At 66.4% G+C, this 20,765-nt stretch carries 18 protein-coding genes; 8 read left to right on the plus strand and 10 right to left on the minus strand.

The window, feature by feature from the left end:
• Window positions 1-5 precede the first annotated feature (5 nt).
• Both MKW15_RS21720 and MKW15_RS21725 read left to right on the plus strand, forming a co-directional pair.
• A complete protein-coding gene (locus tag MKW15_RS21720) occupies window positions 6-731 on the plus strand; it encodes a response regulator transcription factor (RefSeq protein WP_374247849.1) in 726 nt (241 codons plus the stop codon).
• Window positions 731-2,194, plus strand: a complete 1,464-nt coding sequence (locus MKW15_RS21725; protein ID WP_240862008.1) for a sensor histidine kinase — start codon at window positions 731-733, stop codon at window positions 2,192-2,194. The genes MKW15_RS21720 and MKW15_RS21725 overlap by 1 nt, the downstream gene beginning before the upstream one ends.
• Before the next feature lie 270 nt (window positions 2,195-2,464).
• Here the strand turns inward: MKW15_RS21725 and MKW15_RS21730 are convergent, their stop codons facing one another.
• Together MKW15_RS21730 and MKW15_RS21735 are read right to left on the minus strand one after the other, a co-directional pair.
• Entirely contained in the window at window positions 2,465-3,304 is an 840-nt protein-coding gene (locus MKW15_RS21730; protein ID WP_240862010.1) for a hypothetical protein, read from the minus strand.
• 12 nt (window positions 3,305-3,316) lie between these two features.
• Window positions 3,317-4,369 (minus strand): DNA adenine methylase, encoded by a 1,053-nt coding sequence (locus MKW15_RS21735; protein WP_240862012.1) that lies wholly within the window; start codon window positions 4,367-4,369, stop codon window positions 3,317-3,319.
• A 131-nt stretch (window positions 4,370-4,500) separates the two neighbouring features.
• On the opposite strand from MKW15_RS21735, the gene MKW15_RS21740 reads away from it, so the two are divergent.
• Complete coding sequence (locus MKW15_RS21740) at window positions 4,501-4,929, plus strand: HIT family protein (protein WP_240862014.1); 429 nt, start codon at window positions 4,501-4,503, stop codon at window positions 4,927-4,929.
• Between the two features lie 5 nt (window positions 4,930-4,934).
• Here MKW15_RS21740 and MKW15_RS21745 read toward each other — a convergent pair whose 3' ends face one another.
• On the minus strand, window positions 4,935-5,792 hold the full coding sequence (locus MKW15_RS21745; RefSeq protein ID WP_240862016.1) for an alpha/beta fold hydrolase: 858 nt from the start codon (window positions 5,790-5,792) through the stop codon (window positions 4,935-4,937).
• A gap of 69 nt (window positions 5,793-5,861) precedes the next feature.
• On the opposite strand from MKW15_RS21745, the gene MKW15_RS21750 reads away from it, so the two are divergent.
• On the plus strand, window positions 5,862-6,452 hold the full coding sequence (locus tag MKW15_RS21750) for a TetR/AcrR family transcriptional regulator (protein WP_240862017.1): 591 nt from the start codon (window positions 5,862-5,864) through the stop codon (window positions 6,450-6,452).
• A gap of 14 nt (window positions 6,453-6,466) precedes the next feature.
• Here MKW15_RS21750 and MKW15_RS21755 read toward each other — a convergent pair whose 3' ends face one another.
• On the minus strand, window positions 6,467-8,578 hold the full coding sequence (locus MKW15_RS21755; RefSeq protein ID WP_240862019.1) for a RecQ family ATP-dependent DNA helicase: 2,112 nt from the start codon (window positions 8,576-8,578) through the stop codon (window positions 6,467-6,469).
• 146 nt (window positions 8,579-8,724) lie between these two features.
• Between MKW15_RS21755 and MKW15_RS21760 the strand changes: the two genes are divergently transcribed.
• From MKW15_RS21760 to purD, 4 genes are all read left to right on the plus strand, one after another.
• Window positions 8,725-9,993: a glycosyltransferase gene (locus tag MKW15_RS21760; protein ID WP_240862021.1), complete on the plus strand. Its 1,269-nt coding sequence runs from the start codon at window positions 8,725-8,727 to the stop codon at window positions 9,991-9,993.
• Window positions 9,990-12,071: an ArnT family glycosyltransferase gene (locus MKW15_RS21765; RefSeq protein ID WP_240862022.1), complete on the plus strand. Its 2,082-nt coding sequence runs from the start codon at window positions 9,990-9,992 to the stop codon at window positions 12,069-12,071. Before MKW15_RS21760 ends, MKW15_RS21765 begins: the two co-directional genes overlap by 4 nt.
• A 324-nt stretch (window positions 12,072-12,395) precedes the next feature.
• Window positions 12,396-13,658 carry a low temperature requirement protein A gene (locus MKW15_RS21770; RefSeq protein WP_374247857.1) on the plus strand — a complete coding sequence of 421 codons (1,263 nt, stop codon included), beginning with the start codon at window positions 12,396-12,398 and terminating at the stop codon, window positions 13,656-13,658.
• Window positions 13,659-13,682: 24 nt separating this feature from the next.
• Complete coding sequence (gene purD, locus MKW15_RS21775; RefSeq protein ID WP_240862023.1) at window positions 13,683-14,936, plus strand: phosphoribosylamine--glycine ligase; 1,254 nt, start codon at window positions 13,683-13,685, stop codon at window positions 14,934-14,936.
• 91 nt (window positions 14,937-15,027) lie between these two features.
• On the opposite strand, the gene MKW15_RS21780 is transcribed toward purD, so the two are convergent.
• The 6 genes from MKW15_RS21780 to MKW15_RS21805 all read right to left on the minus strand — a co-directional run bounded on the left by MKW15_RS21780 (window position 15,028) and on the right by MKW15_RS21805 (window position 20,663).
• Entirely contained in the window at window positions 15,028-15,966 is a 939-nt protein-coding gene (locus MKW15_RS21780) for an alpha/beta hydrolase (RefSeq protein ID WP_240862025.1), read from the minus strand.
• Between the two features lie 253 nt (window positions 15,967-16,219).
• A complete protein-coding gene (locus MKW15_RS21785; RefSeq protein ID WP_240862027.1) occupies window positions 16,220-16,870 on the minus strand; it encodes a mycothiol-dependent nitroreductase Rv2466c family protein in 651 nt (216 codons plus the stop codon).
• A gap of 6 nt (window positions 16,871-16,876) precedes the next feature.
• Window positions 16,877-17,290: a DUF302 domain-containing protein gene (locus MKW15_RS21790; protein ID WP_240862029.1), complete on the minus strand. Its 414-nt coding sequence runs from the start codon at window positions 17,288-17,290 to the stop codon at window positions 16,877-16,879.
• A gap of 27 nt (window positions 17,291-17,317) precedes the next feature.
• Window positions 17,318-17,587 (minus strand): metal-sensitive transcriptional regulator, encoded by a 270-nt coding sequence (locus tag MKW15_RS21795; RefSeq protein WP_240862031.1) that lies wholly within the window; start codon window positions 17,585-17,587, stop codon window positions 17,318-17,320.
• A 58-nt stretch (window positions 17,588-17,645) separates the two neighbouring features.
• On the minus strand, window positions 17,646-19,793 hold the full coding sequence (locus tag MKW15_RS21800; RefSeq protein WP_240862033.1) for an MMPL family transporter: 2,148 nt from the start codon (window positions 19,791-19,793) through the stop codon (window positions 17,646-17,648).
• A 132-nt stretch (window positions 19,794-19,925) separates the two neighbouring features.
• Window positions 19,926-20,663 carry a DUF6882 domain-containing protein gene (locus tag MKW15_RS21805; RefSeq protein WP_240862035.1) on the minus strand — a complete coding sequence of 246 codons (738 nt, stop codon included), beginning with the start codon at window positions 20,661-20,663 and terminating at the stop codon, window positions 19,926-19,928.
• Window positions 20,664-20,765: the final 102 nt, after the last annotated feature.

Consider the following 20,765-nt stretch of genomic DNA (forward strand, 5'->3'; position numbering starts at 1 on the left):
TGGATGTGAGTGAACCGGGTAGTGAGCAGCATGCAGGCAAGGGCGCCAAGATCCTCGTGGTCGACGACGAGGAGAACATTCGGCAGCTGCTGTCGGTCTCGCTGAAGTTCCAGGGCTACGAGGTCGAGACTGCCGAGAACGGTCCCGCCGCGATCGACCGGTGCCGCACCTTCAAACCCGACGCCCTCATCCTCGACGTGATGATGCCCGGCATGGACGGCTTCGGCCTCCTGCGTCGTCTCCGTGCGGATGGAATTGCCGCGCCCGCCCTGTTCCTGTCGGCCCGCGACTCGGTCGAGGACAAGATCAACGGGCTGACCATCGGCGGCGACGACTACGTGACCAAACCGTTCAGTCTCGAAGAGGTCGTCGCGCGGCTGCAGGTACTGTTGCGCCGCAGCGGGTTCGACGCCACCGAGAAGCAGGCGTCGCGAATCACCTTCGCCGACATCGAACTCGATGACGAAACCCACGAGGTGTTCAAGGCGGGCAAGCTCGTTGCGCTGTCGCCGACGGAGTTCACCCTGTTGCGGTATTTCATGGTGAATGCGGGCACGGTGTTGTCCAAGCCGCGCATCCTCGACCATGTCTGGAACTACGACTTCGGTGGTGAGGTCAACGTGGTCGAGTCCTACGTGTCCTACCTGCGCCGCAAACTCGACACCGGCGACAAACGACTGATCCACACGCTGCGCGGCGTCGGATACGTCATGCGCGAGCCGCGCGACTGATGGCCGGATCGTCGGCGGCGTCGCCCGCCCCGCTGGATGCCATTGCGGCTCGGCGGGTGCCCAAACATGGTGTTCCGCTGCGTTTCTCGTTGGTCGGGCTGATGCTCGTACTCGTTGTTCTCGGTCTTCTCGCCTCCGGTGTCGCCGTCACATCCGCGATGAAGCAAGATCTCATCGACCGCACCGACACCGGTTTGCAGAACGCCGTCAACACCTGGGCCAAACCTCGCAACCGCGAGGGTAATCCGACACCGGGACCGCCGCCCGGTCCGCGTCGTCCACCATCTCCGTACTTCGTGGTCTCCACGACGCCCGACGGAGATATCTTGTCCAGCAACGACTTCAACGACGAGCCGCAACTGAACGGCCTGCCGGACGGCAACGTCGGACCCATCACGGTCGATTCGGCCGACGGTGACGGTCCGGAATGGCGGCTGATCAAACACACCAATCCGTACGGCGAATCCATCGTTGCGATACCGCTGTCCGACGTTGATGCGACCATCTCCAGGCTCGTTGGCCTACAGCTGGCGATCGGGGCGGTCGTCGTCGTGGTCCTGGGTGTGGCCAGTTATCTGCTGGTTCGCTCGAGTCTGCGTCCGCTGCGCCGGGTCGAGGAGACGGCGCACGCCATCGCGGCCGGGAACCTGAACATGCGGGTGCCGCCTGCCGCGTCCAACACCGAGGTGGGCAGCCTGTCGGCGTCGCTGAACACGATGCTCGGCCAGATCCAGCATGCCTTCGCCGCCACCGCGGCTTCCGAACAGCAGGCCCGCGCGTCGGAGGAGAAGATGCGCAGATTCGTGGCCGACGCGAGTCATGAACTGCGCACACCCCTCACCTCGATCAAGGGATTCGCCGAACTGTACCGACAGGGCGGTGTGCCCGACGCGACAGACGCCATGCGGCGCATCGACGATGAGGCCGGCCGCATGACGCTGCTCGTGCAGGATCTTTTGGTGCTCGCGCGCCTCGACGCGCAGCGACCACTCGACGCCCATCCGGTCGACTGTCTTGCACTGGCCGCCGACGCTGTGCAAGCCGCGCGAGTGGCGGCGCCGAACCGCGACATCCGAATGCAGGTGGACGTGTCCGACGCGCCACCCATGGTGCTCGGTGACGCCCCGCGACTCGTCCAGGTGGTGCGCAACCTCGTCAACAATGCGGTGGTGCACACCCCCGACGACGCATCGATCACGGTCGGCGTCGCAGTGGACGGCGACGACGTCGTGTTGCGCGTCGCCGACACCGGCCAGGGTCTGAGCGCCGACGAGACGGGCCACGTCTTCGAGCGGTTCTACCGCGGCGACAGTTCCCGCTCACGTGGGGAAGGCGGCGGCAGTGGGCTCGGACTCTCGATCGTCGCCGCACTTGTCGACGCGCATGGCGGGCGTGTTGGCGTCGACTCGGTTCCCGGTGCCGGTGCCACCTTCTGGGTTCGCCTACCTCGCCTCGACGACTGACCGGATCGTGGGCGGCCCTCAGTCTGGATTCGTGGAAGCACATCAAGCGAGTGAACCGAACAACTCACACCGCCCCTCCTCCGCTCCCTGAGGTGCTCGTCGAGGTCGAGCCCTACCGATGGCTGAGGTGCGAGCCTGCGAGCCTCGAAGCCCCTGGCGAGGTGAAATTGTCGTCGCACCAAGCCCTTTGAGGATCTCGGCCAGCGCCTCGATCACCTCAGGGAGCGGAAGGGGACTTTCGCTCGCACGTCAGCTCAGGGAGTGGTGGGCTCAGATGAGTCGACGCAGTTGGGCGAACTCGGTGACGTCGGCTCGGAAGCGGTCGAGTCCGACGAGGGTGTACATGCCGTCGATCTGCCGGTCGGCCCACAGCTGGTGGATGCGACGAAGGTCGGATTGCCTTGACTTCCAACCGATCCCGTCGATCACGGCGAGAACGAGTTGTTTGGGCAGACGAACTTCGGCCATCTCCTCGATCTCGCGTACGGCGTCGGTGAGTTTACTGCCAGTGGAATCGAATCCCTTTGCTGCGACGACGATGTCGGCGGAATCGGGATCTCCGATGATCAGATCCGCCGGCGCGGTACGACCGTTGCGCCCGGTGAACCGCGACCGGGTGACGTAGTCGAGTCCCAGATCGCGTGCAATGTCTTCGATCTCGTCTTCGATCCGTCGGCCCGACGCGCCGGCCCGGGTCGCCGTGACCCGACTGCCTGCTCGCGCGACGAGGATGTCGGCGAAGGTGTAGGTCTTCGACATCTGGGCGCGCAGCGTTCGCACCAGGTCGAACTCGGCGTCGAGCCACGACACCAGCTCCACCGGTTGTGTGCGTGCGAGCCCGTACCATCCCGTCGTGTCGAAGCGGTCACGCAGCGCGTTCTTGAGCTTCTCCTGCGACAGCCCGACGGCGAGTCCGAGGACCGGGACGTCGGCGGGGTTGTCCCGCACCCACGCGGCCAGTCCGGTCGCATCCGCGTCGAGCAGGCCGCCCAGGCGGTCGACGGCCACCGCGATCCGCTCCGCCTCCGGGGTCGACGTCGTCGGGTCGACATGAGATGTCAACCGGCCCAACGAGTTCAGGTAGTCGGCAAAGTCGCCCGCGTCACTCATGTCGGCTGCCGGTCAGTCCCGTCCGATGAACAGGTATTCGCTGACGTCGCGTCGAGTGGCCGACGCGTGTGTGCCGAAACTGTACTTGTGGTCGATGGCGATCACCTCGACCGACGGTTTCACCTTGCCGAGCAGGTCGACGATGCGGTCGGCGCCGGGCAGGGCATTCGACGAGTAGGACAGCACGATCGCCCCCGCATCCTCGAAATGCTCGAAGGTGCGGGTGAGTGCGTCTTCGATGGTGCGTTTGTAGGCGAACGGCGTGTAGCGCTTGTGGAGCTTCTTGGTCTTGGTGTTCTCCATGATGCTCATGCCCTGCCAGTATGCGGACAGCCCCTCGAGAAAGTGGTAGCGCTTGATGTAGTCGTTGTCGTCGGTCGGTGGCGCGTAGGGCGGATCGAGGTAGACGAGATCCGGTGGCTCCGACCACCCCGTGTCGAGGTCGAAAATGTCCCCACAGACACTGCGGCTGCTGCGGCCGTTGCTGAACACCGTCGAGTTGTATTCCTCCGCGGCCCGCAGGCGGAAGTGGTCGCGCAGGCTCATCGTGAGATCGCGCCGACCGTCGCCGTAGCGTGTCGAGTCGGTGAAGGTGAAGACGCCTCGCGGTTGTTTGCGGGCCGCCGACAGGATCAGAGCCGAGATGGCGAGATCACGGCGATAGCCGCGCAAACGATCGATGTGCGACCACGCCGAATCGAGAAAGGCGCGGTCGGCCGGCGTGAAATACAGGCCGTCGAAGGTGGTCGAGATGAAGTCGCGGTCGTCGGCGGGCGGCCCGCAGATCTCCTCGACGAGTTCCGGTTCGAGACGGACGCTCGAATTGGCCACGGTCGCACGGGTGATCAGGTGCGGGAAGTTGAGGAAGTCGTTGCTGACCACCTCGAACCCCTGCGCTTTGAGGAGATAGGACACCACCCCGGATCCGGAGAACGCGTCGACCGCCGTCGCGCCGCCGATGTCGGCGAAGGTGCGCTCGAGATGGGCGAGCAGCCGGTACTTGGACCCCATGTAGCGCAGACGCGGAAACCGCTGAGCACGCGCGACGACGTCGCTCGAACTCATATCCCGTCCGGCGCGGGTGACCCCCCGACGCGTGAACTCTGGCCGACTCACAGGGAAAGAATCTCATGGACCCCCGACAACCTCTTGCGGACAGGCCGGTTCGACGATGCGGCGGTTCTAGACTGTCTCCCATGGCAACCGTCTTCAGCATGATCATCAACGGCGAACTACCCGGACGTTTCGTGTGGAAGGACGGCCAGGCCGTCGCATTCCTGACCATCGAGCCGGTGACGCCGGGGCACGTGCTCATTGTTCCGCGTAAAGAGGTGGACCACTGGGACCTGCTGGACACGGCGGCCTTCACCCATCTCGCCGACGTCGCGCAAACCGTGGGCCGCGCGGTCCGGCAGGCGTTCGACGCGCCGCGAATGGGCTTGCTGATCGCCGGACTCGAGGTGCCCCACGTCCACCTCCATGTGTTCCCCGCGCTCAGCATGGAGATCTTCGACCTCGCCAATGCCGACAAGAACGCAAGTCCCGAATCCCTCGACGAGGCCGCGGAGAAGATCCGCAAGGCGCTGCGCAGTCGCGGGCACGGGGAGTACGTGCCGGAGCACTGACACGCTCAGACGAACCGACGCTCGATCGCTTCTGCAATCGGCTCAGGTGCGGACTCTGTCACAAAGTGTCGTGCGCCCGACAACTCGACGACCTCGATATCGCGGAAGGCGGCGCGAACGCGCGGTAGGCACGACGACGGGCGAAACACCATGTCGCGCATGCCCCACAGCGCGAGAGCGGGCTTGTCGCCGAGCGTTTCAGGGACCGTGCGTTCGAGTTGATGAAGCAGCGGGCCGGCCGCTCGAATCTCTCGCGGCATCACGGCGAGCGCTTCTCGTGCGCCGACGGGCTGCGCGAAACGGTACTGATCGGCCTCGGCGGACGTCAGTGTGGAACCGAGTTCGCCGAGGAGAAACCTCTCGACGAGCAGGTTGTTCTCGAGAATTCGTCGGCGCGCCGGATCGCTCGACATGACGACGCTGAACGCTCTGTTCGGCAGGGCGGTGATCGGCCAGAAAGCGGTGTTGGCCAGCACAATTCCACGCACGCGATCCGCCCGGGCAGTGGCGGCGCCAAGACCGATCGGGCCGCCCCAGTCGTGGCCCATCAGTACGTAACCTTCCAGGTCCAGGTGGTCGACGACCTCGCCGAGAACTCTCGTCAACTCGGAGATGGTGTACCCGAAGTTATCGGGCCGCTCGGAACGACCAAACCCGAGATGATCAACGGCCACGCACCGAAATCTGTCGCGCAGTCTCGTCACGACATGTCGGTACAAGAAGCTCCATGTCGGAGATCCGTGACAGAACAGGATCGTCGGTCCGACACCCTCATCGATGTAGTGGACTGAGCCCGCCGACGACGCGAACCATCGCGAGGTGAACGGATAGAGATTTCGATCGGGTACGAAATCGATGCCCATTGCCACTCCTGACTATCGCTACAGATGTAGTGTTCTCTGCGTGAGACACTACACCTGTAGTATTTGGGGGTGTCCACACGATCTGGTGCCGCCGCACGACGAACGCTCATCGCAGATAGCGCTATCGAGATCATCGCCCGCGACGGCGTGCGCGCTTTGACGCACCGCGCGGTGGACAGAGAAGCTGGGATACCTCAAGGCTCGACCTCATACCATGCGAGAACGCGACGTGCCCTCCTCGAAGTCGTCGTTGGTGCGCTCGCCGAACGAACTCTGGCCGACGCCACTCGATTGGCCAGCTTCCTCGATGCGCGGTTCGAGGACTCGCAGGAGGTGAGCGTAGAGGAGTTGGCGCGCGCGCTTGGCGACCTCGTCGATTCGCTCACCTCTCGACACTCCGATATGAAGGCGCGGTTGGCGTTGATACTCGAGGTCGACGACGATGCCCTGCGCGGGCAACTGTTGGGCGATTCCGAGGTGCAGTCGGTGGGCCGACGGGTGGTCGTAAGCGCGTTGGCGGCGCGCGGTCAGACGGTCGATGACGCTCAGGCCGACGAAGTCGTCTCACTCCTCGACGCGCTTGTCTTTCAACGAACGATCGTCGGTGGAGGAACTTCGGTCGAGGCAATCATCGCGACCTACTTGAAGGGGCTCCTGTAATGCGGGACTGTGAATCACACAGTTCGGTGAATCAGCAACGGTGACACCGCGCTTGCTCCCGCTCGTCGCAGCGCCGCCGCGGCGAGAGTGATGGCCCAGCCGCTCGACGTCGCATCGACCACCAGCAGCACCGCGCGTCCGGTCACCTCGGGTGGCGGCTCACCGATCCGGTCGCGCCAGTGCGCGGCCTCGACGGCTCCGGCCGTATCGGTGGGCGGGTCACCAGGGCCCACCGGCATGACGCCGCCGCCCCGACGACCCACCTCGCGGAGATGCGCGGCGATCTTCTCCGCGAGCGTCGTGCCGGTCAGTCGCAGCGACAGGATCAGATCGGGCCGGATGCCACCCTGGCGCACCCACGACGACAGCGTCGCGACCGCGACATCGCCGAGTTCGGCCAGTGCTGCCTCGTCGCCGGATCGGGCGGCCGCCAGCAGGTCCGCCCACTCGGGAGCGTCGGCGTGGGCGAGCACCCGACCGGGCTCGGCGGCCAGGTCCGCGCTGATTCGACCGCGCGTTCCGAACGCCCCGCCGGGCCACATCTTGCGCGGTTCCAGCTCCAGAGCCGACGATCGCAGCGCGCCGGTGACCGCGCGCAGGGTCTCGGTGGCGACGTCGGCGGTCAGTGGTGAGGTCAGCTCGCCCCGGCACACAGAGCAGCGGCCGCACGCCGTGGCCTCGGGATCGTCGAGCGAGGCGATCAGCAGGCGCATCAGGCAGTCGTCGCCGGTGATGTAGGCGCGCATGATGTCGGCCTCGCGGCGTCGGACGGCGATGATGCCGTCGTAGTGCGGGGCGTCGAACTCCCACGGTTCGCCGGTGGTGCGCCACCCGTCAGTGGTCCGGTCGACCGCGCCGTCGACCGCGAGCTGCTTGAGCATGAGTTCGACGCGGGTGCGCCGGTACCCGGTGACCGCCTCGAGCGCGGGTACCGACATCGGTTCGTCGGACTCACCCAGCGCATCCAGAATCCCGTGCATGCGGGTGGGTTCCGGGATGGTGGCGGTGGCGAAGTGGTCCCAGATCCGGTCGTCGGTGCGCGAGGCCAGGAGCATGACCACCGCGTCGTCGAGGGCGCGGCCGGCACGGCCCACCTGCTGGTAGTACGACACCGGCGACGGCGGTGAGCCGACATGCACGACGAAGCCGAGGTCGGGTTTGTCGTAGCCCATCCCGAGCGCCGACGTGGCGACAAGGGCCTTCACCTCGTTGCGCAGGAGTGCGTCCTCGAGCTGATGGCGGCGATCGCCGTCGAGCTTTCCGCTGTACGCCGCAACGGGATATTCCGGGCCGTGGACGGCCTTGATGGCCGTGACGAGGCGGTCGGCGTCGGCGACCGTCAGCACGTACACGATTCCCGAACCGGGCAGGGTGTCGATGTGCTGTGCCACCCAACCGTAGCGGGCGATCGGCGACATTCCGTCGATCACGTTGAGGTGCAAGGACTTACGTGCCAGGGAACCGCGCAGCACCAGGGTCTGGTCGCCGAGTTGGGCGGCGACGTCGTCGGTGACGCGCTGATTGGCGGTGGCGGTGGTGGCCAAGACCGGTGTTCCTGGGTTGAGGGTGCGCAGCACATCGGCGACGCGCCGATAGTCCGGTCGGAAATCGTGACCCCAGTCCGACACCGCATGTGCCTCGTCGATCACCAGCAGACCCAGGTTGCCGGCCAACGCGTCGAGGACCCGACGCCCGAATCCGGGGTTGGCCAGCCGCTCCGGCGAGACGAGCAGGACGTCGAGGTCACCGGCCAGTAGTTGGGTCTCCACTTCCGACCACTCACCGAAGTTCGACGAGTTCAGGGTGGCCGCCGACAACCCGCCACGCTCGGCCGCGGCCACCTGATCGCGCATGAGCGACAGCAGCGGCGACACGATCAGCGTTGGACCGCCGCCGCCGGCACGTATGACCGCGGTCGCCGACCAGTACACCGCCGACTTGCCCCAGCCGGTGGCCTGCACGACGAGGACCCGCGGACCCACCGCACCTTCGGCGGGGCCGGCGAGCGCCGTGACCGCACGCAGCTGGTCCTCCCGCAGGGCAGCGTCGGGTCCGGCGAGGCTGGTGATCACCCGGTCGGCGGCCTGACGCTGCGCGGCGGTGAGGGTTCCGGTCGCTGAGGTCATGGAGCCCAATCTAACGGCCCTCACCGACAGCGCCACCGGCAATCCATCTCCCGCCGACGATCTGTGGACAACTGCGCGAATCGCTCACAGCAAGCTGGCAGGTTCGGCGCAGAGTGGGCGAAGCCTAGGGGTCGAAAGTGGTGACCATGACAGCAGAAGCACTCCCGCGAACGGCTTCGCCAACGACGATCGTGGCCGACAGTTCGTTGCAGTTCCCGACCCTCGACATCGTGGTTCCGGTCTACAACGAGGAAGCCGACGTCGCCGATTCGGTACGACGCCTCGCCGAGCATCTCCGGACCCACGTCCCGTACACCGCCCGCATCACGGTCGCCGACAACGCGAGCACCGACGCGACGCTGGCGATCGCCGCGGCGCTCACCGAGGAGATCGACGGGCTGCGTGTGGTCCACCTCGACGAGAAGGGCCGCGGGCGCGCGCTCAACTCGGTGTGGCGGGGCAGTGACGCCGAGATCGTCGCCTACTGCGACGTCGACCTGTCGACCGACCTGAACGCACTGATGCCGCTGATCGCGCCGCTCATCTCGCGCCACTCCGACATCGCGATCGGCACCCGGCTGGCCCGGACTTCCCGCGTTGTCCGCGGACCCAAGCGCGAGTTCATCTCCCGCTCCTACAACCTGATCCTGCGAACCACGATGCGCGCCAAGTTCTCCGACGCCCAGTGCGGATTCAAGGCGATGCGCACCGACATCGCACGCGAACTGCTGCCCTACGTCGAGGACACCGGCTGGTTCTTCGACACCGAACTGCTGGTGCTCGCCGAGCGCATCGGGCTGCGGATCGCCGAGGTGCCCGTCGACTGGGTCGACGACCCGGACAGCACCGTCGACATCGTGTCCACCGCTGTAGCTGACCTCAAGGGTTGCGCCCGTGTGGGTTACGCGCTGGCCGCGGGACGACTGCCGATCGCCGACCTGCGCGCCGCCATCGGTCGCGACCGCGGACCCGGCCCCGACCTCGCGGGCGTCCCGACCGGCATGGTCGGCCAGCTGCTGCGCTTCTGCGTGGTCGGCGTGGCCTCGACCGTCGCCTACGCGGTGCTCTACTTGCTGCTCCACTCGTTCCTGGGTGCGCAGGTGTCGAACTTCGTGGCGCTCGCCGTCACCGCGGTCCTCAACACCGCCGCCAACCGCCGCTTCAGCTTCGGTGTGCGCGGACGCAAGGACGCGATACGGCACCAGATGTTCGGCCTCGGCGTGTTCCTGTTCGGATGGATCGTGACCGCAGGATCGCTTGTGGCACTGCACTATTTTGTGCCCGACGCGACCAAGCACATCGAACTGCTGGTGCTCGTGGTGGCCAATCTGGTGGCGACGATGACCCGCTTCGTCGGACTGCGCTGGGTCTTCCGTTCACACCTGTCCCCGGCAACTGCGCGGGCTGCCCAGTGACCGCCACTCTCGACACCGACCGGCCGTCGGACTCCGCACCCGCGGGTCCGGCGGCCGTCGGCCGTGTTGCCGACAGCGTTCTGTGGCAGCGGCTGTCGCTGGCCGCACTCCTGGTCGGTACGGCCGTCCTCTACCTGTGGAATCTGTCGATCAACGGCTGGGCCAACTCCTTCTACTCCGCCGCGATCCAAGCGGGATCGCAGTCGTGGAAGGCGTGGTTCTTCGGGTCGTCGGACATGGCGAACTCCATCACGGTCGACAAACCACCTGCCTCGCTGTGGATTCCGGGTCTGTCGGTGCGGATCTTCGGGCTCAACTCGTGGTCTATCCTGGTGCCGCAGGTGTTGATGGGCGTCGCCGCGGTGGCGCTGCTCTACTGGATCACCCGCAAATACTTCGGACACTGGGTCGGTATCCTCGCGGGTCTGGTACTCGCGCTGGTTCCGGTGTCGGCCATGATGTTTCGGTTCAACAACCCCGAGGCGTTGCTCCTGCTGCTGATGATCGCCGCGGTCTGGGCCTGCCTCAAGGCGGTGGAATCCGGCAGGATTCGTTGGCTCATCCTGGTCGGCGTATTCGTCGGATTCGGCTTTCTGACAAAGCAATTGCAAGTGATGCTGATCGTTCCGCCGCTGGCGATCACCTATCTGGCCTTCGGTCCCCGCGGCTGGCTCCGACGACTCGGTGAGCTGTTCGCGGCGCTGGGTGCGATGATCGTCAGCGCGGGCTGGTGGATTCTCGCCGTCGAACTGTGGCCGGCGTCGTCGCGGCCGTGGATCGGTGGCTCGCAGAACAACTCGATTCTCGAATTGACACTGGGCTACAACGGCTTCGGTCGTCTCAACGGCAATGAGACCGGCAGTGTCATGCCGGGCGGCCGCGGGGGCGACGCCGGAATGGGCGGCCCAGCTGCGTACTTCGGTCAGGGCGGTCCCGGCGGACCCAGAGGACGCGGCGGTATGTGGGGTGAGACCGGATTCTTCCGCATGTTCGAACCCGCACAGGGCGGCCAGATCGCCTGGCTCATCCCCACTGGACTCGTCCTCGGCATCGCCGCGCTGGTACTGATCGGACGCCGTTCACGCACGGATCTCCGTCGCGCCTACCTCGTCGTATGGGGATTGTGGCTCCTGATCACGATGGTCGTGTTCAGCTACATGGCCGGCATCTTCCACAGCTACTACACCGCCGCGCTGGCGCCTGCGGTGGCCGCAGTGGTCGCGGGCGGTGCGGCGGTGTGTTGGCAACAGCGAGAACGGCTCTGGGTGCGCCTGGTGCTCGCCGCGTCGATCTGGATCGCTGCGATCTGGGGATTCGTCCTACTCGGCCGATCGCCGGACTTCGTGCCCTGGCTGCGGTTCCTCGTGATCATCGTCGGGATTGTCGCGGGCGGTCTGATGATCGCGGCCGATCGCGAATACCTCGGTGCACTTGCCGCGACCCTGGCGGTGCTGGCCGGTCTCGCCGGTCCGCTCGCCTACACCGTCGACACGGTTGCGACGGCCAAGCAGGGCTCGATCATCAGCGCCGGCCCACGGGTCGACGGTGAGTTCGGCCCGGGTGGCCGCGGCGGACCGGGTATGCGTGGCAATCGTGGCGGATGGCGCGGCCCCGGCGGCATGCCCAATCAGGGTCCCGGCGCGCAGGGGCCAGGCCAGCAGGGCCCTGGCATGGCACGCTACCCAGGCGGTCCCGGTGGTCCGGGCGGGTTGCTGAACGGGTCCAAGCCGAGTGCCGCGATGATCGACCACCTGACCCGTGACGCAAGCGATTTCACGTGGATGGCCGCGGCCGTCGGCTCCAACGAGGCGTCGGGCTACCAGCTGGAAACCGGCTACTCGGTGATGCCGATCGGCGGTTTCAACGGCACCGATCCCTCGCCGACACTCGAGCAGTTCCAGAAACTGGTCGCGGAGAAGAAGATCCACTTCTTCATCGCGGGTGGTCGAGGATTCGGTCCGGGTGGGTCGGATACTGCTCGACCGTCGTCGCAGATCGCCACCTGGGTCACCGAGAACTTCTCGTCCACCACCATCGACGGCGTGACGGTCTACGACCTGACGGCCCCGAAGGCCTGATGCTCCCTGCAGGTGGTGCCGATCCGAAGAATTGGGTGACCGACCCCGATGACCTGCGGAAATGCGCCAGCGTCCTGCCGCAAAATCCAGGGGACGAACCTCGTCCCCGGGGTTCGTAGTCGTCCGCGAGAATTTTCTGGGGGAGGACTCCAAGGGTAGGGGATGAAGTTTCTTCCCCTACTTTTGTGGGCGCCCAAACCTCCAACTCTTCCCTCCGTCGATGACCGACAACCACTCACTCGCGCCCGATGAGCGCCGAGACGGTCGGCGACCAGGAGGTGACGGCTTCCCTCTTGGGCCAGAGGATCGCCTAGAGTTCGGCGCATGTCTGCCTTGCCGAGCGTCCCGTCGATGGGTCACCGCCTGAACAGAATGAGTGGTCGAGATCCGCACGAGGAGGATCGCGCCGCCACCAACCTGGAGCTGTTCTACGACCTCGTGTTCGTGGTCGCGTTCTCGGTGGCCGGTACCCAGTTGGCCCATCAACTGGCCGAGGGCCACTACCAGACCGGCGTCATCGGCTACCTGCTGTGCACGTTCGCCGCGATCTGGGCGTGGATCAACTTCGCCTGGTTCGCCTCTGCCTTCGACACCGACGACTGGTTCTTCCGCATCGTCACGCTCGTGCAGATGATCGGTGTGGCGGTGATCGCCCTCGGCATCCCCGACGTGTTCTCCTCGCTGGGCGGCCACGAGCACGTCGACAACCGGGTGCTGGTGCTCGGCTACATCCTGATGCGCGTCGGCATGGTGGCCCAGTGGCTGCGGGCGGCAGCGCAGAGTCCGGAGTATCGCGGCGCGTGCCTCATCTATGCGGCCATGACGCTGCTGGCCCAATTCGGTTGGGTGGCAGTCCTCCTGATCAACATGTCGCTCATCCCGACGCTCGTCGGCATGGCCATCTGTGTCGGCATCGAACTGCTGGGACCGTTTGTCGGCGAGACGCGTTCGTCGGGCGGCACCCCATGGCACCCGCACCACATCGCGGAGCGCTATTCGCTCCTGACGATCATCACCCTCGGCGAAGGCGTGGTGGGGACCGTCGCCGTGCTCGGCGCACTCATCGAGACACACGGATGGTCGCTCGACACTGCCGTGCTCGGTCTGTCGTCGATGACCGTGACCTTCGCGATGTGGTGGATCTACTTCACCGTCCCGGTCGGGGATGCGCTCCACGCCCATCGGAACAAGAGCTTCTGGTGGGGCTACGGCCACATCGTCATCTTCATGGCGGCCGCTGCGGTCGGGGCCGGTCTGCATGTCGCAGCCCTCTACATCGAGCACGAGGCGCACGTGGGCGGCGGTGTGGTGGTCGCGTCGGTGGCGGTCCCGCTCGGCATCTACTGCCTGGGCGTGATCGCCATGTACGACTACCTGTTGCCGTTTGATCCGCTCAGCCTGTTCCTCGCTACCGGTGTCATCGTCGTGCTGGGTGTGGCGACGTGGATGTGCGCGGCCGGCGCGTCGGTGATCCTCGCGGTCGCGGTGGCGGCTCTCGCCCCGGTGATGATGGTGATCGTCGACGAGATCGCGGGGGTGCCCCGACGGGAGAGAGCGCTCGCCGCGGTCCTCGACACGATGTCCTAGACACACACCACTAGAGTCAACGGCGTGCGCGTACTCGTGATCGGCTCGGGCGGCCGCGAACATGCCCTGCTCATCGGACTCGCCAAGGACTCGTCGGTGACCGACCTGCACGTCGCACCCGGTAACGCGGGCACGACGGCGCTGGCGACCAACCACGACGTCGACGTCGCGTCGAGCGATTCCGTGGTGGCCCTGGCCCGCAAGGTCGACGCCGATCTCGTCGTCATCGGTCCCGAGGTTCCACTGGTCCTGGGCGTGGCCGATGCGCTGCGCGAGGCCGGGTTCGCCACCTTCGGTCCCGGCGCGCAGGCCGCCCAGATCGAGGGTTCCAAGGCGTTCGCCAAGGACGTGATGGCCGCGGCGGGCGTGGCGACCGCTCACAGCGAAGTCGTCGACAACCCTGCGCATCTCGACGCTGCCCTCGACCGTTTCGGTCCCACCTGGGTCGTCAAGGACGACGGGCTCGCGGCCGGCAAGGGCGTGGTGGTCACCACCGATCGGGCCGCTGCGCGCGATCACGCCGCGGAATGCCTGGAGAGCGGCCACCCGGTGCTGCTGGAGAGCTTCCTCGACGGCCCGGAGGTGTCGCTGTTCTCGTTGGTCGACGGTGAGACGGTGGTCCCGCTGATCCCGGCGCAGGACCACAAACGGGTGGGCGACAACGATTCCGGACCCAACACCGGCGGGATGGGCGCCTACACACCGCTGCCGTGGCTGCCCGACGATGTGACCCGACAGATCGTCGATGACGTGGTGAAACCTGTTGCGGCAGAACTTGTTCGACGCGGGGCCCCGTTCTCCGGCCTGCTCTATGCGGGACTCGCCATCGGCAAAGACGGCCCGTCGGTCGTCGAATTCAACTGCCGCTTCGGCGATCCGGAGACCCAAGCGGTGCTCGCACTGCTGAAATCCCCGTTGGGACAAGCGTTGAACGCCACCGCCACCGGAACACTGGACGCCTTGCCGCCTCTGGAATGGGCGGACGGTGCGGCGGTGACCGTTGTTCTGGCGGCCGAGAACTACCCGGGCAAACCCCGGACCGGCGACGTGATCACCGGCTCCGACGCGGAGGGCGTCCTGCACGCGGGAACCGCACGCAACGCCGACGGTGCGGTCGTGTCGTCGGGCGGCCGGGTGCTGGCCGTCGTCGGAACGGGTGCCGACCTCGCCGAGGCCCGCGCGCAGGCGTACGAACGGCTCGCCGGGATCAAGTTGCCCGGCTCGCATTTCCGCACCGACATCGGTCGCAACGCCCTGGAAGGCAAGATCAGCATCTGACGGGTCCGAAAGCTGTACCTGGGAGCCGACCCGCGTGCACAGTGCACACGGCGGGTCTGAGGCGTACAGATTTCCGACGGCGTCGGCGAGGTCAGCTCGCGAGATTGCGGCCCAGGAACTCCACCTGGTCGGGGAGCACGCTGCGCCAGTAGCGGTTGGTGTGACCGCCGGCAGAGGTCCCGAACGCGGCGGGCGGGTGCAATCCGGCGGCCCACTGGCGCGTGTAGGTGAAGAACTGATCGCTCGACCCGACCGAGATCATCAGCGGGATCTTCGCGAAGGCGTCCTGGGTGCCGAACAGTGAGTTGGCCTGGTAGTCGGCCAGGCCGTCGAAGGCTCGGGGCGGAAAGTTGCGTGGGTCGGCCCAGAGTGCGGGAGAGCTGACCGCGACAGCGGCGACACGTGGCGCACCCAGCAGCGACGCGAGCCGCAGCGCGCCATACCCGCCCATCGACCAGCCGAACAGGCCGATGCGCTCGGTGGAGACGTTCAGTTCGCGATTGTTCGCCAGCATCGGGATGAACTCGTCGAGCACCATCGCGGCGCCGTCGGTGCCGTCGGCGCGCCGGTGATAGTAGTTGCGCCCCGCGTCGGCTGCCGCGATCGCGAACGGTGGGTTGCCGGCATCCACGTAGCGCTGCAGGACCGACTGGATCTCCAGCTTCGACGAGAAGATCGACTTCTCGTTGGTGTTCAGTGCATGCAGGACGACGACAACCGGCATCCGTCCCGACACGCCGTCGGGGCGAACCACGGCCCAGCGCGTGTCGCGGCGCATCTTTGCCGACGGGAAGGTCCCGGTGATCAGCGGCGGCCCGGTCGCGATCTGCGGTGGGGTGGTCTCGGCGGGCAGTTCGTCGTCGGCGGCCCGCGACTCGAGTTTCCGCGGCTCGACCTCGGGGGTCTTCGCTTGTCCGGCGCAGGCCGCAAGCCCCAAGGCGGCCGATCCGAGACCCGCAGCGAGGACGGTACGACGACGCACCCGAACGAGATCACGTTCGGGTGCGGGATTCGGGGTCAGACGAGCCATCGAGTCAACAGCGTACTGGCGTCGACGTCGGTTTCGCGAAACCAACGTGGTGCGCCACGCGCGAGTGTGACCGATCTTGCTCCGACGCTGTCACCACCGACGTCGGAACAGTCCTCGTCCACCGCCCGGCTCGTCGTCGTGGCCCGCGCACCACTGGCCGGCCGGAACCGCGGCCTTGACCTGCGCGACATGCCGTCCGCAGCCCGACCACGTGGTTTTGCCGCATCGGCGGCACCGCACCGCATGGCACATGTCAGGCCGCCCCCTTCTCGACGAGGTTCGGCGGCCCGCTGCGGGGTCGCTCCAACTGTGAGAACGCCGGCGTGGAGGCGACGGTGAGGAGCGCGTCGAGCAGCCGAACCGATTCGGCGTCGTCGGGTATCGACGTGAGGACCGGGCCGAAGAACGCATGCGAACCGACGACCGTGATCGGGCTCCCGCCCGTGGTGCCGAGTGCCTGCTGGCTCTCGTCGTGCCGGCGGCGCACTTCGTCGTCGAAGGACGGGTCGTCCAACGCCTGGGCAAGTGAGGTGTCGAGTCCACACTCGGCCAGCGCCCCGGCCGCCACTGCTCGAGGTAACACTTCCGCCGACCTTGCGGGATCGGTGTGGATGCGTCGGCCCAGTGCCATGTAGAGGTCACCTATCGACTCGTCGGGGCCGATCGCCGCGGCGAACAGTCGACCGGCCCGCCGCGATGCCTCGATGCGAGCCGCGTGGGCCCCATCGAGTTCCCGGCCTTCGTTGAGTACCGCCAGGCTCATCTGACGCCACGTCACCGCGACATCCGGTCGCGCGGCGGTCGCCATGGCCAGCCAGCGCGACGTCGCCCATGCGAAGGGACACACCGGGTCGACGTAGCATTCGATCTGCGTCGGTGTATTCGGAGAGGTGTTGGCGTTCATCGCTTCTCAGGCCTCGGCCTTGGCATCTTCCAGAGACGCGATCGCGGCCCGGATGAGTTCTGCCGCACCGGCGGCGACCTCGGGCAGGCCGGGCACGTCGGCGACGGCGACCATGATGTCGGGATTCATCGCCTCGACGATGACGGAGCCCTCGTTCTCGGTGTCGTCGCGAACAACGACGTTGCATGGCAACAACAGTCCGATCTGGCGTTCGAGTCCGAGTGCCTGGTGTGCGAAGTGCGGGTTGCACGCGCCCAGTATCAGGAACCGCTCCATGTCCTCGTCGAGCTTCTTCTTCAGCGTTGCCTGGACGTCGATCTCGGTCAACACGCCGAAACCCTGTTCGCTCAGCGCTTCTCGGGTCTTGGCGACGGCGTCGTCGAAGGTGGTGTGCAGTGTGGTGCGGATGCCCAGTTGCATGATCTTCCTTTCTCTTCGAGCCGGTCCTCAGGCGAGGGCCAGGAACAGCTTTTCGAGTTCCTCGGTGGTCATGGGTTCGGAGTTGTCGGCGTTCTCGCCGGTGAGGCACTGGCGTAGGCCGGTGGCGACGATCTTGAATCCGGCGCGGTCGAGAGCGCGCGACACTGCGGCGAGCTGGGTCACGACGTCCTTGCAGTCACGGCCCTGCTCGATCATCGAGATCACACCGGCCAGTTGACCGTGTGCTCGACGAAGTCTGTTGAGCACGACGGTGATCGATTCTTCGTCGCCGACCATGACGACTCCTCTCTTCGGCGCATTTCTGGCTTCTCATTATACCCTATGGGGTATCTGCTCAGTGCTGGAAGGTGATCTTCGGGAGCACTCGATCCAGCCATCGAGGAGTCCACCACGCGCCGTGCCCGGACAGGCGCAGCAATGCCGGCAGCAGCACCAGGCGGACCAGTGTCGCGTCGAGCAGCACCGCGACACCGAGGATGATGCCCATCTCCTTGGGTGGCAGCGGGTCGGCCAGGGCGAAGGTGAAGAACACCGCCACCATGACCGCCGCCGCCGCGAAGATGATTCGTCCCGAGTAGGCGAGGCCGTCGATCTGGGCAGCGTGCGGATCACCCGAGCGTTCGTAGTGCTCCTTCGCGGTGGCCAGCAGGAACACCGTGTAGTCCATGGCGATCGCAAAGATCATCGCGAAGAAGAACACCGGGCCCCAACCATCGAGGAACCCCTGTGGCTCGAATCCGAGAAGGCTTGCGCCATGACCATCCTGGAAGATCAGCTTCGCGACCCCAAAGGCCGCGCCCGTCGACAGCAGGCTCACCAGCGTGCCGATCAGCGCGATCGCCGGTGCGCGCAGGGCCACCAGCAGAAGCAGGAAACCGAGTGTCAGGATGACGGCGACGATGATCGGGAACCAGGTGTCCAGTGCCTGCTGCAAGTCGACGTTCTCGGCGGCTGCACCGCCGACCAGTGCACCGGCCGGTAGTCGATCGCGCAGCGTCGTGATCACCTCCTCGATCTGGGCAGCCGATGGGTCGATGGCCGGAATGGCTTGGAGAAGAACATGATCCGTTCCATCTGCCGACGGGATCGGGGGTGTGACCATGGCGATTCCCGGTGAGTTGGCCGCTGCGGCCGCCGCTGCGTCGGCATCCGCCCTGGTGGTCACGATCTGCAGTGCTCCGGGGGCGCCCGGACCCATCGCTTCGGCGACGACTGCGTAGCCCTGACGCACCGGCGCATCCTCGGGCAGCACGGCGATCGACGGCATGGCGACCTTGAGTCCCAGCACGGGTGCGGCCAGCGTGAGCAGGATGACGAGTGCTCCGATCGCGAACGGCCAGGGATGGCGATGCAGCAGACGGCCCCACGACGCGAAGAACGTCGAGTGGTGCTCCTGCTGCTTGGTCCACGGCAGACGACCGGCATTGACCTTGGGCCCCAATGCGCTCAGCACGGCGGGCAGCAGGGTCATGGTCGCGGCCAGCACGAAGACGACGGCCAGCATGATCCCGACGGCCATGGTGCGTACTGCCGGCGCCGGGACGAGTAGCACGGCCGACAGGCTGACGAGCACCGTCAGTCCGGACAGCAGTACGGCTTTGCCTGCGGTGTCCATCGTTTCGGTGATCGCCCGTCGTCCGCTGTCGTGCAGGATCATTGCGGCGCGGAAGCGCGAGACCATGAACAGCGCGTAGTCGATGCCCAGCGCCAGCGCGAACATCATCGCAAAGTTCATCGCCCACACCGAGATCGGCGTCGCCATGTTGAGCAGCACGAGTCCGCCTGCGGATGCGACCAGGCCTGCGATCGTCAGCAGCAATGGCAGACCCGCCGCGACGAGCGAGCCGAACGCCACGATCATGATCGCCAGCGTGATGGGCCACGACACCATTTCCGCCTTGATCATCGCGTCGTGATTGGCCTTGTTGAAGTCGCTCCACAGTGCCGACGCGCCGGTCGGATACACCGCGATTCCGTTGCCGGACAACGAGGCCAGCTCGTCCTTGTGGTCGTCGACGGCGCGGACCATGGCGTCGGTGTCGGCGTTCGCGCCGATGATCACCACGCCGGTGTGGCCGTCGCGGCTGATCGTCATGCCCGGCTGCGGCGTGACGACCTCGCCGAATCGGTTGTCGGAATGCGCAATTCGCTTGATCTCGTCGATCAGGCGGGCAACTTCTGGACTCGATATCTGGCTGCTGTCGGAGTGGATGACCACCTGGACGGCTGCCGACGAGTTGCCGCCGAAGTGTTCCTGAGCCAGGTTGCGCACAGCCACCGATTCCGAGTCGTTGGCCTGCCATCCCGCTCCCGCGAGCGACCCGAAGACGCTGGGCGCGGCGATGCCGAGGCCGATCACGAGCAGTGCCCAGGTGCCGAACACCCATCTGCGATGCGTGGCGGTCCAGGCGCCGAGCCGGCCCAGTGGGCCGGGGTCCGCCTCGGACGGGGACTGCGGTGGGGACTTCTCTTGCGTCGTCACGTGGGCTCCTTGCCGCCAGCCGTATCGGATACCCCCATGGGTATGTCAGAACGATGCCGAATATACCCATGGGGGTATGGATCAAGCAAGGGGGTGCGTTTGGTGAAGGCGGCGGTGAGATGCCGTGGAGAATCAGCCGGCCGCGGCGCCGAGGCTGCACCGGTAACTGCGCGGACGGCCCTTGCGATCGAAATCGATATGGGCAGTAGAGATTCCGTCGGTGATGTCGCAGGTGGGTGAACGCGTGCTGTCCTCGCCAGACGCCCAGGCAATGTGCCAACCCAACCGGGCGGCCACACCGTGAATGGCGACGCGATGGTCGTTGACCGCGAGTGTGTTCAGCACGCCCGGCATCGTCGTCGCGAAGTCGGCGAAGGTGGGTTCCGGGAGTGCGATGTCGTCGAGGAGGAGCACCGCCCGCGCGCCCCCGCCGATGTCCGCGGAGTGATACGGGCTGTGGCCGGTGCTGTGCACCGCTGCCGCGGCGACGATCTCCGCGGTCTCGCTCAGGTAGGCGTTGACCTCGGCCGGGGCCAGGTGAGCCGGCAAGCCCACTCGGGGCGAGACCAGGTCGGCGATGCCGTAGCGGTTGCCGGTGTCGCGCATGGCCGCGGCCAGCCCGCTCGGGTCGCCGAACGGGTGGGCCCAACCCCAGGTGATCTCGTCGGGGTCGAGCACGGCCACCAGGGTTGTCGCCGAACGAATCTCGCTGCCGTCGGCAGCCGTGAACGACAAGGAGTGACCGGCGACGTCCGCATGCGTCTGATAGTCGCCGAGCTGCCCTTCGAGATGGGACCGGAGGGCGCCCTGACGGAGCACGGCATACAACGCCGCGTAGTCCGCGACCGCATGCAAACCGTCGAACTGCATGGGGCCACGTTATCCGCCGAAACAGCCGATCTCTGCCGGTGTCCGACATCCGACTGACAGCGCCTGAACAGTGCATATGGCGTTCGGACGACGCACTTATAC

The sequence above is a fragment of the Gordonia gummivorans genome, assembly GCF_022513585.1.
Taxonomy (GTDB): domain Bacteria; phylum Actinomycetota; class Actinomycetes; order Mycobacteriales; family Mycobacteriaceae; genus Gordonia.

Excerpts from the sequence above, each read along its gene's own strand:
- MKW15_RS21725 (WP_240862008.1), top strand. The coding sequence starts at position 731 with ATGGCCGGATCGTCGGCGGCGTCGCCCGCCCCGCTGGATGCCATTGCG.
- MKW15_RS21730 (WP_240862010.1), bottom strand. The coding sequence starts at position 3,304 with ATGAGTGACGCGGGCGACTTTGCCGACTACCTGAACTCGTTGGGCCGG.
- MKW15_RS21735 (WP_240862012.1), bottom strand. The coding sequence starts at position 4,369 with ATGAGTTCGAGCGACGTCGTCGCGCGTGCTCAGCGGTTTCCGCGTCTG.
- MKW15_RS21740 (WP_240862014.1), top strand. The coding sequence starts at position 4,501 with ATGGCAACCGTCTTCAGCATGATCATCAACGGCGAACTACCCGGACGT.
- MKW15_RS21745 (WP_240862016.1), bottom strand. The coding sequence starts at position 5,792 with ATGGGCATCGATTTCGTACCCGATCGAAATCTCTATCCGTTCACCTCG.
- MKW15_RS21755 (WP_240862019.1), bottom strand. The coding sequence starts at position 8,578 with ATGACCTCAGCGACCGGAACCCTCACCGCCGCGCAGCGTCAGGCCGCC.
- MKW15_RS21760 (WP_240862021.1), top strand. The coding sequence starts at position 8,725 with ATGACAGCAGAAGCACTCCCGCGAACGGCTTCGCCAACGACGATCGTG.
- MKW15_RS21770 (WP_374247857.1), top strand. The coding sequence starts at position 12,396 with ATGTCTGCCTTGCCGAGCGTCCCGTCGATGGGTCACCGCCTGAACAGA.
- MKW15_RS21780 (WP_240862025.1), bottom strand. The coding sequence starts at position 15,966 with ATGGCTCGTCTGACCCCGAATCCCGCACCCGAACGTGATCTCGTTCGG.
- MKW15_RS21785 (WP_240862027.1), bottom strand. The coding sequence starts at position 16,870 with ATGAACGCCAACACCTCTCCGAATACACCGACGCAGATCGAATGCTAC.
- MKW15_RS21790 (WP_240862029.1), bottom strand. The coding sequence starts at position 17,290 with ATGCAACTGGGCATCCGCACCACACTGCACACCACCTTCGACGACGCC.
- MKW15_RS21795 (WP_240862031.1), bottom strand. The coding sequence starts at position 17,587 with ATGGTCGGCGACGAAGAATCGATCACCGTCGTGCTCAACAGACTTCGT.
- MKW15_RS21805 (WP_240862035.1), bottom strand. The coding sequence starts at position 20,663 with ATGCAGTTCGACGGTTTGCATGCGGTCGCGGACTACGCGGCGTTGTAT.